Source organism: Arthrobacter sp. StoSoilB13 (assembly GCF_019977255.1).
Lineage (GTDB): Bacteria > Actinomycetota > Actinomycetes > Actinomycetales > Micrococcaceae > Arthrobacter.
Window position 1 is genome coordinate 682,773 of sequence record NZ_AP024649.1, and the last position, 15,572, is coordinate 698,344.

Annotated in this window: 13 protein-coding genes and 2 pseudogenes; 11 read left to right on the forward strand and 4 right to left on the reverse strand. The window is 61.6% G+C overall.

Features of this window, described 5'->3' with window-relative positions; translation table 11 throughout:
• The first annotated feature begins 78 nt into the window (after positions 1-78).
• The 4 genes from LDP01_RS21805 to LDP01_RS21820 all read left to right on the forward strand — a co-directional run bounded on the left by LDP01_RS21805 (position 79) and on the right by LDP01_RS21820 (position 3,887).
• Positions 79-456, forward strand: coding sequence for a MarR family winged helix-turn-helix transcriptional regulator (locus LDP01_RS21805; RefSeq protein WP_224094175.1), 378 nt, complete (start codon positions 79-81; stop codon positions 454-456).
• A gap of 197 nt (positions 457-653) precedes the next feature.
• Positions 654-2,210 carry a M23 family metallopeptidase gene (locus tag LDP01_RS21810; RefSeq protein ID WP_224094176.1) on the forward strand — a complete coding sequence of 519 codons (1,557 nt, stop codon included), beginning with the start codon at positions 654-656 and terminating at the stop codon, positions 2,208-2,210.
• A gap of 100 nt (positions 2,211-2,310) precedes the next feature.
• Positions 2,311-2,793, forward strand: coding sequence for a glutathione peroxidase (locus LDP01_RS21815; protein ID WP_224094177.1), 483 nt, complete (start codon positions 2,311-2,313; stop codon positions 2,791-2,793).
• A gap of 140 nt (positions 2,794-2,933) precedes the next feature.
• Positions 2,934-3,887, forward strand: coding sequence for a phosphodiesterase (locus tag LDP01_RS21820; RefSeq protein WP_224094178.1), 954 nt, complete (start codon positions 2,934-2,936; stop codon positions 3,885-3,887).
• A 10-nt stretch (positions 3,888-3,897) separates the two neighbouring features.
• Here the strand turns inward: LDP01_RS21820 and LDP01_RS21825 are convergent, their stop codons facing one another.
• Complete coding sequence (locus tag LDP01_RS21825; protein WP_527249114.1) at positions 3,898-5,487, reverse strand: stealth family protein; 1,590 nt, start codon at positions 5,485-5,487, stop codon at positions 3,898-3,900.
• Between the two features lie 47 nt (positions 5,488-5,534).
• Positions 5,535-6,456 (reverse strand): annotated as a pseudogene (locus LDP01_RS21830) (Cof-type HAD-IIB family hydrolase).
• 136 nt (positions 6,457-6,592) lie between these two features.
• On the opposite strand from LDP01_RS21830, the gene LDP01_RS21835 reads away from it, so the two are divergent.
• Complete coding sequence (locus tag LDP01_RS21835) at positions 6,593-6,892, forward strand: type II toxin-antitoxin system VapB family antitoxin (RefSeq protein ID WP_062069994.1); 300 nt, start codon at positions 6,593-6,595, stop codon at positions 6,890-6,892.
• Positions 6,885-7,559, forward strand: coding sequence for a LytR C-terminal domain-containing protein (locus LDP01_RS21840; protein WP_224094179.1), 675 nt, complete (start codon positions 6,885-6,887; stop codon positions 7,557-7,559). The genes LDP01_RS21835 and LDP01_RS21840 overlap by 8 nt, the downstream gene beginning before the upstream one ends.
• A 16-nt stretch (positions 7,560-7,575) precedes the next feature.
• On the opposite strand, the gene LDP01_RS21845 is transcribed toward LDP01_RS21840, so the two are convergent.
• Together LDP01_RS21845 and LDP01_RS21850 are read right to left on the reverse strand one after the other, a co-directional pair.
• Positions 7,576-8,247, reverse strand: coding sequence for a TetR/AcrR family transcriptional regulator (locus LDP01_RS21845; protein WP_224094180.1), 672 nt, complete (start codon positions 8,245-8,247; stop codon positions 7,576-7,578).
• 183 nt (positions 8,248-8,430) lie between these two features.
• The gene (locus tag LDP01_RS21850; protein ID WP_224094181.1) at positions 8,431-9,843 is read right to left on the reverse strand and encodes an MFS transporter; all 1,413 of its coding nucleotides are present in this window, start codon (positions 9,841-9,843) and stop codon (positions 8,431-8,433) included.
• Between the two features lie 533 nt (positions 9,844-10,376).
• Here LDP01_RS21850 and LDP01_RS21855 point away from each other — a divergent pair.
• The 5 genes and pseudogenes from LDP01_RS21855 to LDP01_RS21875 all read left to right on the forward strand — a co-directional run bounded on the left by LDP01_RS21855 (position 10,377) and on the right by LDP01_RS21875 (position 15,536).
• Positions 10,377-10,928: a hypothetical protein gene (locus LDP01_RS21855; RefSeq protein ID WP_224094183.1), complete on the forward strand. Its 552-nt coding sequence runs from the start codon at positions 10,377-10,379 to the stop codon at positions 10,926-10,928.
• Positions 10,929-11,137: 209 nt separating this feature from the next.
• A pseudogene (locus tag LDP01_RS21860) lies at positions 11,138-12,137 on the forward strand (LacI family DNA-binding transcriptional regulator).
• A gap of 182 nt (positions 12,138-12,319) precedes the next feature.
• Positions 12,320-13,654 carry an extracellular solute-binding protein gene (locus tag LDP01_RS21865; RefSeq protein WP_224094185.1) on the forward strand — a complete coding sequence of 445 codons (1,335 nt, stop codon included), beginning with the start codon at positions 12,320-12,322 and terminating at the stop codon, positions 13,652-13,654.
• A gap of 35 nt (positions 13,655-13,689) precedes the next feature.
• Entirely contained in the window at positions 13,690-14,637 is a 948-nt protein-coding gene (locus tag LDP01_RS21870) for a carbohydrate ABC transporter permease (RefSeq protein WP_224094187.1), read from the forward strand.
• A gap of 2 nt (positions 14,638-14,639) precedes the next feature.
• Complete coding sequence (locus LDP01_RS21875) at positions 14,640-15,536, forward strand: carbohydrate ABC transporter permease (RefSeq protein ID WP_224094188.1); 897 nt, start codon at positions 14,640-14,642, stop codon at positions 15,534-15,536.
• Positions 15,537-15,572: the final 36 nt, after the last annotated feature.

The following is a 15,572-nucleotide window of genomic DNA, read 5'->3' on the forward strand; positions in this document are numbered from 1 at the left end:
GCGTCATTGAATGACAAGGAATATGACGTGGAATATTATGACGTGGATTCCAAAGTCGGAATGGACTAGAATCAGGGCATGGCAACGACGCGTGATCGCCAGCTTGTTGAGCAGTGGCGCAGCATTCAGGACTCCTACTTCCGTACCGCAGGAGCCATTGACCGCGCCCTGGAAGCCAAGTTCGACATCGGCCTGAATGAATTCGAAATTCTGGACCTCGTCGCCGAAAGCACGGACGCCGCTTGCCGTATGAAGGCCTTGGGGGAGCGCACGCCGATGACCCAAAGCGCTGTGTCCAAGGTGGTGGACAGGCTCGAAAAAGCAGGCCTGGTCTCCCGCCAAACGTGTGCCGATGATCGTCGCTCCCTGTATCTGGAGCTCACAGACGCCGGCCGCGCCCTGCATGAATCTGCTGCGGTGGAACACCGTGCACTGCTCAAGGAAAACCTCGGGTAGGGAGTCATCCCCGAATCTCAAGATCACTTGAGCAAAAACTGAGGAAACCCTGCGCTTTACTGGGGCCGGAAAGCCTTTATTTTCATATTGATTCCCGCAACAATGGTGCTTGCACGCCAGGCTGGGGTTTGGTGCCGCTGGCTTTGGGGAGTGTTCTTGTGGGCAAGCATAGTGAATCTGACCGATACGTAGACTTGGTGCGCACCGACGGTTTTCGTCGAATGCTCATCGCCGGAATCCTGGCAGCCGCAGCCTTTTTCGCTTTTGGTTTCCAACCCCTAAATTCCGTCTCTACCGGCTCTGTGGATGGTTCTGTGGCGCAAGGCGTCGTTGGACCTTTCTCGCTTGGCAGCCTTGTGCCGCCGGAAGCCGAAACCACAGTGATCGACACCATGCCCGAGCCGCCGGCCCAAGAGGCCGGCACGCCCATGGTTTACTTCGACCGCGCACTTGTCCGGACCGTGGCCAAGGACGGATCATCCGGCCTGACCGTTGCTTCGTCCGGCTTGTCGCGTCCACCAGCCGGCAGCCTTTACGCGCCGCTTGAAGTCTTGAGTCCGAGTTCTCCATACGGCTACCGCTACAGCCCCATCACTGGGCTGCCCGGCGAGTTCCACTGGGGCCAGGATTACGCCGCCGCATGCGGCACGCGCGTCTACGCCGCCGATGCCGGGGTTGTCAGGGCCGTCGGTTGGCACCTTTGGGGTGGCGGCAACCGTGTTGAAATCGAACACGGCAACGGCCTGGTCACAACCTACAACCACCTTCAAGCAATTGGTGTGACGCAGGGCCAGTCCGTGCGCGTTGGAGAAGTCATCGCCGAGGTAGGGACCACCGGATGGTCCACTGGGTGCCACCTGCACTTTGAGACGATCGTGAACGGCTTGCACACCAACCCCAACGGCTGGATCTATCTGCCCCTCCGGCAGATCGATCCGCTGCAGAACATCACCATGGTGAACTACCAGCCTGGAGTTGGAACAGGCGTCTCTGCCTCGCCGCAGTGGGCCGTGCCGGTGTCAGATAGCACCAACCGGGCCGTCATCGGTGGCGACGACGAAGAGGCCGTTGCTCCGCCGGTGACCACACAGCCGAGCACGTCGAGCACTACGCCGCCCGCCACTTCGGGCACTACGCCCCCTGCCACGCAAACGCCACCATCCACGCAGACGCCACCGGCCACCTCGACGCCGACGCAGACTGTCACACCAACTCCCACGGCTACGGCAACGCCTACGGCTACAGCGACGCCAAGTCCGACGGCGACCTCCACACCGACGCCGACGGCGACGTCCACAACGCCGACGTCCACCACAACGACGCCAGGCACGACGGCTACAGCACCCAGCACGTCGCCTGCGGTCCCCAACACGGCCACCGCACCCGCCGTCGTCGAGCCCGTGGCGCCCGTCGCTTCAGTGGCACCCGCTGATCCGGCTCCTGCTCCGGTAGCCCCTGCGCCGGAACCCGTGGCTGTTGCACCGGCACCCGTAGTGGTTGAGCCAGCGCCTGTGGTTGTCGCACCCGAGCCCGTAGTGGTTGCTCCCGCTCCGGTTGCGGTGACTCAAACCGTGGAGCCCGTGGCTCCCGTTCCGGCGGCTCCTGTTCCGGCGCCCAGCCCTGTGGCTGTGCTTCCATCAACGCCTCCGGCAGTGGTGCTTCCGCCTGGATATATCCTCGTTGGCCCGGACATGGTCCAGCGGCCGGACGGTGTAATCGTGCCGTTGTCTTCGCTCATCCTTCCCACGTCATAAGCCGGCGAGTGTAGGTACCCCTACATTTCGTGGCTTGGGCAGCTCCCCGTAAGCTCGATCGCGGCAATCCCGCCAGACGACGTCGTCAGGAAGCGATCACATGAGAACTCTTTACAGCATTCCCCTCACCTTCAACGATGGCTCTGAAGCAGACTTCGGACGCTTTGAAGGAAAAGCCGTCCTGGTGGTGAATGTAGCTTCCAAATGCGGCTACACCCGCCAGTACGCCGGCCTTGAGGAGCTCTACGGAAAGTACCGCGAGGAGGGCCTTGAAGTCCTTGGCGTCCCCTGCAACCAATTCGGTGGCCAGGAGCCCGGAGCCGACGAGGAAATCGCGGAATTCTGCGAACGCAACTTTGGCGTCTCGTTCCCGCTCACCAGCAAGGCCAACGTGCTGGGTAAAGAGCAGCATCCGCTATTCGCCGAGCTGACCAGGGACGAGTCCGGGCAGCCGGTCAAGGTCAAGTGGAACTTTGAGAAGTTCGTCATAAACCGTGACGGCGAGCTGGTTGCAAGGTTTCCCTCAAGCGTGGAACCTGACGCGCAGGAATTGGTTGACGCGCTTGAAAAGGCCTTGTCATAAGCATCAATACCTTCGAAGGGAGAAAGTAATTTTCCAACATTCCGCCGGCAGTTAGCCTGTTGTTGGCTTGTTGTCTGGTTGGATTGGCAGTACTGGAATGACACGGGGGACACCGTCTCCCACCAAACGCTAAGGCAGCTATGGAGCTCATCGAGGCCGAGTACCCCAAACCAGGTCATGTGCTTTTGCACTTGAGTGATCTTCACCTGGTGGCCGGTCCAGGCACGCTCCACGGTTCTGTGGACAGCGCTGCAAGGCTCCAGGAGATCTGCGATCAGATCATTGCCTCCAGGATCAAGCCAGAGGCCATCATTTTCACCGGAGACCTTGCGGACAAGGGCGAGTTCCAAGCCTACAAACGTCTCCGGGAAATGATTGAGCCGGTGTGCGATGCGCTCGGAGCGAAGGCCATTTGGGCGATGGGCAACCACGACAACCGCGCCAACTTCCGCTCGGCCTTCCTGGACGCCTCCGCAGCGAGCCGGCCGGAGGACCCTGTGGACCGCAGCTACTTCGTCAACGGGCTCCGGATCATTACCCTGGACACCACGGTCCCCGGATACCACTATGGCGAGTTGTCCGAATCGCAGCTTCAGTGGCTGGCAGCAGAGTTGGCCACCCCCGCCCCGGACGGCACCATCCTCGCCCTGCACCACCCGCCGGTCCCGTGCGTCCAGGACCTCGCAGTGTTGGTGGAGTTGCGCGGCCAAGCCGCCCTGGCCGCCGTCGTCCGCAATTCCGATGTCCGTACCATCCTGGCCGGTCACCTGCATTACTCCACGACGGCGGGCTTCGCCGGCATCCCGGTATCAGTCGCCTCGGCGACGTGCTACACGCAGGACCTCGGCGTGCGCGCCGGAGGACAGCGGGGCCGGGACGGTGCCCAGTCCTACAACATGGTCCACGTCTACGAACACACGATCGTGCATTCGGTGGTTCCCATGTCCGGTGGCGTAACTGTTGGCGAGCCGGTGGACGCTGCCGAAGTGCAGCGCCGCCTCTCGGAAGCCGGCATCCGGATTCCGAGCCGTTCGCGGCGGGTACCAGTCCCGGCGTCGCAGGAACTCGTCTCCCAGTCGAACAACCGGGACTGACCCAGGCTTTCTATTTCTCCCAGGGGGCTTTGACGGGGAAGTATTTCTCCAGGAAGTCGGTTACCAGCTCCGCACGTTCGTCCGCTTCAACCTCCGGGAAGCTGCCATCGTTGAGGCAGAAGAGATCCATGTGCCGTTTGGCCAGCAGCTTTGGAAGGTAGTGCAGTCCGGACCACTGCGTTGTATCGACGTAGCGGACCTTGGCGTTGGTCTGGGTCACGGCCTTGCCAGTGAGCAGCGCGTAGTAGTGGTAGAACGAGTTGGTTACTGAGATGTTGTCTGCAGCGCGGAAGCGGCTCGCCGCGGTCTTGGAGAACTCAGCCGGGAATTCGTGCTCCATCTGGGCCACCACGCTCCGGCGCAGGGGAGCGGCCGTGTGTTCCAGGTGCCTGGTGGTGATCCGTCCGAAGCGTTCCCACAGCAGCTTGCGGTTGACGCGTGCAGCGTTTTCGAAGCCACTGCGTTCGGCATCGTTCTCGCCGAGCCCAATCCGGGTGTCAGCCTCGATGAACTTGGTGATTCCGCCGGGCGTGAAGAACATGTCCGGGCCAACGGGCCTGCCGAAGAACATGTCGTCGTTGGAGTAGAGGAAGTGTTCGGACAATCCCTCGATATGGTGCAGCTGGCACTCCACTGCTTGCGAGTTGTGGGTGGGCAGTACTGACGGATCGGCGAAGAACTCTTCGCTGCGCACGATCGTGACCGAGGGGTGGTCGGCAAGCCATGACGGGGTGGGCGAATCGGTGGCAATGAAGATCCGACGCACCCACGGTGCGAACATGTGGACCGAGCGCAGTGCATACTTCAGCTCGTTGATCTGCCGGAAGCGTGCCTCATGGTCATCGCCCTCGCCCAGGACTGCCCCAGCCTGCTGGGCGCGCCTCCTGGCGATGTATTCGGGGTCGCTGCCGTCCACCCACGAGAAGACGATGTCGATGTCGAAGTCAATGTCGCTGGCATGGTCCGCGAACATGTTCTCGATGGTCGGCCAAGTGAGGCCGTGGCGCTGCACGGTACCGCGAACGGCGTCCTGGCGCAGCATGGTGCGCCGGGTCAGGGAATTCTCCACGGGGAGTTCAAGGTGGTCGCCTTCGAACCTCCACAGTTCCAACTGGACACCGAGGGCAGGGCCGTACCAAAGGCCGCCGCCGAGTTCCACCCTGGGCCGGTACAGGCGGAAGATCCGTGCCTTCCGGTTGGCCGAGAGTTCGCCGTCTGCAACCAGGACAGAGGTCTTCTTCTTGGCGTCGACAGTCATGGAGTAGAACGGCTCATTGCGGAAGGCAGCAACCAGTGCCTCGCGAACGTCCTTGCGTGACTCCCAGTCGATGGCGATGACCGGCCTTTCGTCGTTGCCACGCACCAGGATGAAGTCCACGCCGGCGGCGTCCAAAGCGGCGCGGATGGCCAGCAGGTCCGCAACCATTGCCTGTTGGGGCGTGAGGTCACCGTTAAGGAGGGCGTACCGCCCGCGGTGACGGACGACGTCGGACCTGTGCTTCAGGTGGGCAACGACGGCAGGTGAGACCGCCTCGGCGATCGCATCTTCCTCTACGGTGGGGCTGCCGTGGTAAATCGGATCGACCTGTGCTTGCGTGATGGCTTTTCTCCGTACTGTTGTGAGTCGTTTCTGGGGAATGCGGGAGTCTAGATGGCGAGGGCCTCGCGCCAGCTGCGCAGGAAGGCTCCGCCGGCGTCGTCGTGAATGACGTCGTCCGCCAGCTCGAGGTCGGCGGCGGTGAGAATGGTGTAAGGCTTCACCGGAACGCCGTCTGCGGGCCGGACGTCCACGTGCTTCACATCGTGGTCGTTGTGGTGAAGCCAGTCTGCCATGGCGTAGTCCGTACGGGAATCACCCACGGTGCGCCAGGAGAGCGGGGTGATTCCCTGCGCGGCCAACATTTCCACTGCCCGGCTGGCGCCAAGGTCCTTGCCCAAGCGGACGGATTCGATGTCCGTGGAAATAATGGTGGGGTCCAGGCGGTAGTCCACCGTGTCATCGGACTCCGGGGCGTGGTGGTCCAGGATGGCTGCGTTGAGGCCGTGGCGGCCCATGATGTTCAGGGCATCTGCGTCGAAGAGTTTCTGCTCGGCCAGGTAATCCTCGCTGGCCACGTCAAGGTGCTGCTCAACGGAGACCATGGCGCGCTTGGTCTCATCGAAGAACATGTGCGCGGAATAGTCCTCGGCGACGAGCCTGCGGATGTCATCCCCGTAGGGCCTTGGGCACGGCGAGCTCGTGGTCCACGTGGATGGGTCCGGGGCCGGCAGCTGTGTAGCTGAACCAGACGGCGCCCTTCTCGCAGATGGCGTGGATGATGGTACCGGCCGGCATGCCGGCCTCGATCATCGGCCCCATGACCTGTTCGCTGATGAACGCGTCCGAGCGGCCCGTGTTGAAGATGACGGGGATGCCGGCCGAAGCCAGCGCGACGAGGTCCGCGATGATATCCGGCTTGACGTCACGCGTTACAGGGCTGGCGATGGGGCCGTCGACGTCCAGCAGCAGCGCGAGGGCTGGGGCCGTGTGGGCAGCGGTCCGGTCGGTACCTTGGAGCGATTGAGTCATGCCCCTATTCTGTCAGTCCCCGAGGTGTGCATCACAGCTATGACGCCTGACGTCGGATAGTCACCGTTTGGCCACAACCTGCGTGTGCCGGGGGTCACAAGTTCCGTTAGCGCAGCATCTTCCATAGGCTTGCAGGGTGATCTTCAAAGCTGTGGGCGAGGGACGCCCGTACCCTGACCATGGATATTCCGCGCCGCGTGACTGGGCTGCCCTTCCACCGCGGCCCGTTCGCCTCGATGAACTTGTTACCACCAAGCGCACCCTGGATCTGGAGGCATTGCTCGCAGAAGATTCAACATTTTTTGGGGATTTGTTCCCGCACGTGGTCCAGTACCAGGGCGTTCTGTACCTCGAAGATGGGCTCCATCGGGCAGTCCGGACCGCGCTCCACCAGAGGACGGCCATTCACGCACGCGTATTGGTAATCGATGGCTAGGCAGGGCAAGCGTCCCAAAGATGTGACGCAGTTGCACGGCCACCATGTGGTGACCGGCCCTGAGCTTCGCGCCACGTTCGCCGAGGACGCCCGTGCCCAACGCAGCCGCTTCCGGCGCCGCGTCTTCCACGCCATTGTCCTTGTCCTGCTGGTCGGCGTCATAGCAGCCGGAGCAGTTGGTGCCTGGGCCATCATGAATGGTGTCATCAGGATTCCCACGGCGATCGCCAGCAAAGCGCCAAGCAGCCTGTGCCCCACCACTACGTTCGACTACGTGCCGAACGAAACCGTGAACATCAACGTCTTCAATGCCACCTCGCGGGCAGGGCTGGCTAATACTGTCGCCGACGAGTTCACAGCACGGGGGTACAAGGTCCTTTCCGTGGACAACAGCGACACCGCGTACTCGGGAATCGGGGTGGTGGTCTCGGGAGTCAAGGGCCAGGCAGCCGCATTCAACGTCCAGCGGAATTTGGCCGGAACGGATTACTTCCAGGACAACCGCGAAGACGAATCAGTGGACGTGGTCCTCACCCGGGGCTTTCAGGGCTTGGTTGAACCGCAACTCGTGGACCAGACTCCGGGCAAACTCAGCTGTCCGCGCGAGGACCTGAGAATCGCGGACAACTCCCGGTGGCCGATCATCCCCACCCGCCCCGCGCAGTAGGTCGCAGGCCTGGTAGTTATAGCGTCAGTGCATCCAGGCGGACGGGCTTGCCCGCTTCGTCGAACTTCGCTCCCGCACCCAGTTGGATGAATCGAACCGTTTGCGCCGTCTGGGGCTCGACGTCGGAGGCTGGGGCAGGCGGGGGAGTCTCGCCGTCGGGCGTTCGGTTGCGTCGTGCGGCACTGGCAGACAGTGTGCCGTGAATGAGCCGCGCCAACTGGGCGACATCAGTGTCCGGGAGATAGCCCTGCTGGACGCCGTCAGTGAGGATGTCCTGGAGGAGGACGTTGAGCTCCCCTACGTGATCCGCGAGCTTCGCGAACGAGGCCGGGGAAAGAACGGCGGCCATCGCTGGCCCTGGCGGTAGGTGGCGGCGGCTGAGGTCCTCCACCTGGGCGCGGACGTAGAGTGCCAGCCTGTCCACTGGATTTTCAAGGGCTGCCAGCGAATCCCGAAGGTCCACGATGAAGCGCTCGGTTTCATCCAGCGCGTACGCGATGAGCAACTGCTCCATGTCTGCGTAGTAGTTGTAAACGGCGGTGCGGCCAACGCCTGCGTGGCGCGCGACGTCGGTCATGGTGAGGCCGGGCAGCCCGTGGGTGAAGAGGAGTTCACCGAAGGCGGTCAGAATACGGCGTTGGGTCTCGGCGCGTTGGGCAGCATTCGTGGCGGCCGTGATCCTGGGCATATAGACACTTTACAGTGATGTGTCACCAAGTCCTGCCAGCTTGTGTACGTGTATCCCGAACATGGGGGCCGGGTCTGAATGGACGGTAGGCGTGGCTACAGCTGTGCTGTAGCCACGCCTACCCAACCAGGAAAAGAATGATGGCTCTTAGCTCCTGCTCAAAGTCACCGCGCAGTCCGGGTGTCAGTGGGAGAAGTCTGCTGAGATCTCCGCGAGGGTGCGCCCCTTGGTCTCAGGCGCGAGCCATTGCGAGAGGGCTGCGCCGAGTAATGCGACGGCGGCGGCTATGACCATGGTTGCGCCCATGCCGATGTTGGCGATCGCCCAGGGCAGGGCGAAGGTGCCGAGTGCGGCTCCGATGCGGCTGAAGGACGCGGCGAAGCCCATGCCGACGCCACGCAGATGGCCGGGGAATACCTCGGCCGGATAGACCTGGGTCATTGTGGTGTAGCCGGCATTGAAGAAGGAGAAGGCGAGAAACAGGACGAGCACGAGGATTGCTGGTGCGTCCGCCCAGACTCCGATGACCAGCAGGATGCCCGCGCAGAGCCACTGCCCGGGCACAGTGAGGATTCGGCGACCGAGCTTGTCAATCAGAAGTACGCTGGTGACAACGCCCGCGACCGCAAGTGCGGACAGGCCGACTCCACCGGCCCAGCCGCCGCCGAAGCCGAATTGGTTGAGCACCTCGTCGGCGAAGGTCGCGATTGCGAAGTACGGAGTGACCGCGCAGAACCAAAAACCTGCAGTGAATACGGTGGCGCGCCAGTTCTGCCTCGAGAACAGCATTCCGAAGGAGGCGTTCTTGATTTTGGTCCCACTCTTCGCGGCTTCGGCCTCCTGGATCATCCTCAGATCCATCTCTCCGGTGATGCTGTCGTGCATCTGGGGCGATTCGACGTATCTGCGTGCGATCGCGAGTGCTTCCTGATGCCGGCCCTTCGTAATAAGCCAGCTCGGCGATTCGGGGAGGCCCATGCGGGCGAGGAACAGGACGAGTGCGAGTATCGTGCTCGTGCCGAGTACCAGGCGCCAGGGGGTGCCGGCGTCGTGCAGGAGCGTGCCGATGATGAATGCCATCATGAAACCGACGTACCAGGCGACCAAGGTCAGCCCGAGCAATCGCCCGCGGAGCTTCGGAGGGGAGAACTCTGATAGCAACGGCCCACCGATTGAGTATTCGCCACCGATGGCGACGCCCATGAGGAACCGGATGGCGGCAAGCTGGATCACGGCCCCGTCCCCGGAGGTTATGAAGAACTGGGCTGCTGAGGCGAACAGGAACAGGCCCATGTCCACGAGGAACATGGGTTTGCGTCCGAACTTGTCAGTAGCCCAGCCGGCCAGCGGGGAGCCGACGAAGATACCAACCAGCGGACCTGCGGCGATCATGCCCAGCGATAGTGCGTCGAGCTGGAGATCTGACCGCATGAGTCCGGTGACGGGGCCGATAATTCCGAGAATGTAGCCGTCGAGGAACATCCCGCCGATGAAGACCGCGACAAGCCGCACCATGAAGCGGCGTTTGAACTTGGAGCTGGTCTCTTTTGGTATGGGGGTGTCGACGGAGGCCGTCGTCCTGGTCGGATGGATCATTGAGATTTGTTCCCTTCTGGTTCAGCGCAGACCGCTGACGGCACCAGAGCGCCGTTGCTTAGATGCTCGGACAGCCGCAGCCCTTAGCGCCCGGTGGACGATACCGGCTGGCTCGATGCCAGCCGGTACGGCCGCAGGACGCGAGATGATTTCGGCGTCGTCATGTATCACTGCTCTTCGAGATGCATATGCCAAGGCCGTCGTTACCGGCACCCTCGCGCCGACCCATCGAGATCAAAACCTGGAATCGAGGTCGGCGACGTGTGACATATGACTCATATATCAGAAAACTCTAAGGGCGCGACCCGTCCCGGTCAAGAGCCTGAGAGGTTAATTCGTTGTATCCGTTAACTCACCGTGGTCTGCATGAATCCGGGGCAGGGTCCGGACCGCCGTCATACGAGTTGGGGGGGGAGCGTAGCGGACCGCCTGCGGAGAATCTTTGCGGAGGACAGGGCCGTCATTGGGCCCCATTGACTGGGGTGGGTTCGGCGCGGCAGGCTGTGTTGACATCCAGGGCAAGGGGGAGCACGGTGAAGTACTCGCCGTACATGGTCACCGTGGTGGCTGTGCTCGGGTTCGCCCTCGCTTGGTGCCAGCCGGCCGCCGGGCCGCCCGCAGTGGGGTCGTCCGAATCCGTGCCAGGCCCGTCGTCGTCCGAGCTCGCGGCCATCATCCAGGCTGCGGTCGAGGATCGAAACGGCACAGTCCTCGACACTCCCCCCGCCCCGCGCCTTGCCGAGGGGCAGATGACGGCGGCCTACCGGTCCAAGCGCGATCGGGACCTCGAAGTGGTGGCTCGGTCAAAGGCCGGATTCAAGTCAATGGGCTTCTGGTACACGTCCTTTTCGACGAAGGTAACGGTGGAGTCGGTCGAGGTGACCGGTTCGGAGGCAAGCGTCCGGTTCAAGGAATTGACCGAGGAACACCAATCCTCGACAGCGAATGGGCCGAGCAGCGTCCCATCGGGCTACTCGCTGCCGCAGATCGCGACATTCCGGGTATCTGGGGACGGCTGGCAGCTAGATAGCATCGCCCCTACCGTGCATGGGGGCGGCCTGCCGATGTCCGTCGTTGACGGATGAGAACAGCCCGCAGGCTGAACGCTGAGCGGGCGGCTGAAGGAGTGCCGCGTTGACCCGCACCAGTCATCCCCGAGCTGGCCATTTACGATGTGTGCTCATAGCAAATCGGTTGTGACCGTCGTTGGAACCCGCCCGTCCCCGGCGCATGAGGTATACGCAGACTCGCGTAACATCGTGTGAACCGGACACTAAATTCATGAGGGGGACTGTTGCGGGCAACGGTCAAGGATGTGGCGCGCCGCGCGGGAGTATCGCCGAAAACCGTCTCGAACGTCATGAACGGAATCGTGCCGGTCAGCGCTCCAACGCGGCTCAGGGTTGAGCAAGCAATGCAGGAGCTCGACTACGTGCCCAACCTTTCCGCGCGCGGACTCCGCAACGGCCCGCTCGGGTGTAATCGCCTTGGCCTTGCCGGATCTGGCCACCCCGTTCTCGGCTGAGATAGCCCAGAACATTGTGGAAGTAGCCCATGAGCAGGGCTGGAGCGTCCAGATCGAGGAAACAGGTTCGGATCCGCAGCGCGAGCATGAGCTGATGACCCGTGCGCGCTCCAACCTCATTGACGGCCTGATTCTCAACCCGGTGGTGCTGGATGAAAGTGCCGTCAAAGTTGGGGTGGCTTTGCCTCCTGTTGTGCTGTTGGGCGAAGTGACCCAGGAGCTTGCGGACAGGGTTTACGTGGACAGTTTCGCAGCGGCGCGAGATATGACGCTTGCCCTGGCCAAGCCCGGACGCCGGCGCATCGCCGTGCTGGGCATCAACAAGACCAGGCAGTCTGCCACCTCGATCCAACGGAGACAGGGTTACGAGGCTGCGCTTGCGGAGTTGGGGATTCCGCTGGATGAATCCTTGCTGATCTCCTGCGGTCAATGGACTCCTGGCTCCGCCGCCGAATCCCTGATGCATTACCTGGAATCCAACCCGCTGCCTGAGGCGTTGTTCTGCTTCACGGATTCGCTGGCCATTGGCGCCCTCAATGCGCTGTGGAAGAAGGGCGTCCGTGTTCCTGACGATATAGCGGTGGCTGGTTTCGACGACGTCATGGATGGGCGCTACGCGGTTCCCTCCCTGACCACGGTGTCTTTCGATAAACGAACCATCGCCACCGAAGCCCTGCGCCTCCTCACCGAGCGAATGGCGGACAGGGGCCAGGGGCAACGTGTTGTCACCGTTGACTACAGCATTGTGGAGCGGGACAGCAGCCGCTGAAGAGGCCTTCCACATTAAACTGTTCGCGCTAACAATTTTCTCTTGCCTCCACTATTACAACGATGTAATGTGAGAGCCGCGTCACCCCCGGGCCACCCTTTACCCGGCAGTGGGGATGCACCGAAGCCGGATTTTGCGCAGCAGTTGTGTCCTTTTCAGCCACCCTTCCAAAGGAGTTACGGGTGAAGCAGTTTGAATCATTGACCGGGAAACAGTTGTCCCGGAGACAGTTATTGACTGGATCGGCCCTCCTCGGCGGCGGGCTTCTGGCCACCAGCCTCACAGGCTGTGGAGGCGCGGCCCAAGCCGGCGAAGTCAGGGAGATCGGCTTCTGGCATCTCTTGTCCGGCGGCGACGGTACCAAGATGCAAGCGATGATCGCCAATGCCAACCAAGCCAATCCCGGTTTCAAGGTGCACCCCACCGTGTTGGCATGGGGCCCGCCCTATTACACCAAGCTGGCCATGGCATCTGCCGGGGGCCGGCCTCCAGAAGTAGCCATTATGCACGCCAGCCGAGTTCCCGGATATGCCCCGGGCGGCCTCATTGAGCCCTGGGATCTGGGGCTGCTCGCGGAGAATGGCATCACGCCGGAGAACTTCGCGCCGCGCATCTGGGAAAAGGGCCAGCAAGACGGAAAGGTCTTCTCCCTGGCGCTGGACTCGCACCCGTTCATCATGTTTTATAACACGGACATAGCCGGCAAAGCGGGTCTCCTGGAAAGCAACGGCCTCTTGCAGGAGGTGAATTCACCGGACGCATTCAAGGCCATGGCACTGGAGATGCAAAAAGTCACCAAGGCCCACGGTCTTTCCCTTGGATACCTGAACCTCGGCGCGCAGATGTGGCGGCTGTTCTACACCCTGTACAAGCAGCACGGCGCGGAAATTGTGCTGACTCCCGGCCAACCCATGCAGGCTGATCGGGACGCTGCCATAGAGTCACTGGAATTCATGGCCTCCCTCTTTGATGACACCATCGCAGCCAAGGGCAATGACATCAATACCGGCATCGCAGAGTTTGTCCGGGGCGACTCGGGAATGCTCTTCAGCGGGGGCTGGGAACTACCCACCATGAAGAAAGCGAAACTGCCTGTCGACGCTGCCACCATCCCCACCCTTTACGGGACACCGGCTTCCTACGCCGACTCGCATTCCTTCGTCCTTCCGCGGCAACTCGTGATGGATGAAGAGAAGCGTAAAGACGCATATAAGTTCGTCAGCGACATCCTCAAGGGTTCGCTGTTATGGGCTGAGGCAGGCCACATCCCGGCATACCAGCCTGTGGTTCAATCGCCGGCCTACGGGGAGCTCACGCCCCAGATCCACTACGCCAACGCGGCGGACATCATCAACTACGATCCCGAGGCCTGGTTCAGCGGATCCGGCTCGGACTGGCAAAACTATTTTGCCGAGTACATCCAGAACGTACTTCTGGGACGCACCAAAGCAGCTGAGGGGTGGGACGGCTTCGTGGCCCGCACCAACGACCTTCTATCCCGGCCCAATCCGGTCTGACCGGCACAGCACACCGAGCGACAAAGGAGTCCTTCATGAGTTCCTCTACACTGTCCCGGCAGACCAGCCAACCACGGACAACACGCAGCCCAGGCATCAAGGCCGGGCTATCTCTCCGAAGAAGCCGGGACACCCTGAACGGGTGGGCATTCGCAGCGCCCTTCCTGATTTTCTTCCTCGTATTCCTCATTTGGCCTATTCTGTACGGCTTTTACATGAGTCTCACGGGCAAATCCCTGACAGGCGCCAACGACACCCTCATCGGATTTTCCAACTACGCCGAAGCCTTTGCCGACGCCGGGATGTGGCGTTCACTGGGCAACACGTTGTACTTCACAGTCATCAGCACAGTTCCCCTGGTGCTGATTGCGTTGGTGATGGCGGCCCTCTTGAACATCGGCCTTCCAGCCCAGTGGCTGTGGCGGCTCTCCTACTTTGCGCCGTTCCTGCTGGCATCCACAGTTGTGTCGCTGTTCTTTGTCTGGATGTACAACCCGCAGCTCGGCCTGATCAACGATTTCCTGTCAAAGTTCGGCATAGCAAAAGTGGGGTGGCTCAACGATCCCAATGTGGCCATGTGGTCGATCGTGATCGCGACACTCTGGTGGACTGTTGGCTTCAACTTCCTGCTCTACCTGGCGGCAATGCAGAACATCCCCGTCCAGCACTATGAAGCAGCGTCATTGGACGGCGCAGGCGCTTGGCGGCAATTCTTCTCCATCACGATGCCGCAGCTCACGCCCACAACCGTGATGATTGTGTTGCTCCAGATCCTGGCTTCCCTGAAAGTCTTTGACCAGATTTACCAGATGACAGGCGGGGGTCCGGGCGGATCTACCCGTCCCGTGGTCCAGTACATCTTCGAAACCGGGTTCACCGGATACCGGCTGGGATATTCCGCAGCTATCTCCTACATCTTCTTCGGACTGATCGTGCTGGTTTCCGCGCTGCAGTTCGTCATCACCCGCCGCAGGAGCGTATAGCCATGGCAACCACCACCCTCACCCGTTCGACCCCAGCCAGCGGTAGCCGCCAAGTCATACGGCAGCCGCGCAAAAAGCTGACAGTGGGCAAGATCGCGGCAGTCACAGTGGCCGCCTTCATTGCGGTCCTCTGGCTGATTCCTTTCGCCTGGGCCACGGTTACTGCGTTCAAGTCCGAAGCTGATGCGTCAGCGTCCAAGGTCAGCTGGTTCCCGCCGTCGGGCTTTACCTTTGACGCTTTCGTCAATGTGTTCCAGGCAGGGAACATCCCGCTCTGGACGTGGAACTCGCTCTACACTTCCGCGGCCATCACGGCAATCACACTGGTGATCTCGGCTCTTATTGCTTACGCACTCTCCAGGATCGAGTTCAAAGGCAAGAAGGTCCTGATGGTCGTGATCATCGCAGCCATCATTGTCCCGCCACCCGTGCTGATGATTCCGCTCTTTTACCAAATGCTTGCGTTCAAAATGATCGATACCTCGTGGGCCATCATCCTGCCGCAGGTGATTCACCCCGCCATGGTGTTCGTGCTCAAGAAGTTCTTCGACCAGATCCCGCATGAACTTGAAGAAGCGGCAGTGATGGACGGTGCCAGCCGTCTCCGGATCTTCGTGCAGATCGTCCTGCCGTTGTCCCGGCCCATCCTGGCCGCCGTCGCGATCTTCGTGTTCATCGGTGCGTGGAACAACTTCCTCTGGCCGTTCATCTCCACCAACGACGACTCCCTGCTGACCCTCCCCGTGGGCCTGCAAACCATCAAGAGCGCGTACGGCGTCCAGTACGCGCAGAACATGGCGTCTGCCTTGCTGGCAGCTTTGCCGCTCATCGTTGTCTTCCTGTTCTTCCAACGCCAGATCATCAAGGGCGTCGCGACGACGGGACTCGCCGGAACCTGATCCGGCACCTTCGCCAACCAACTGTTTCAGAACACA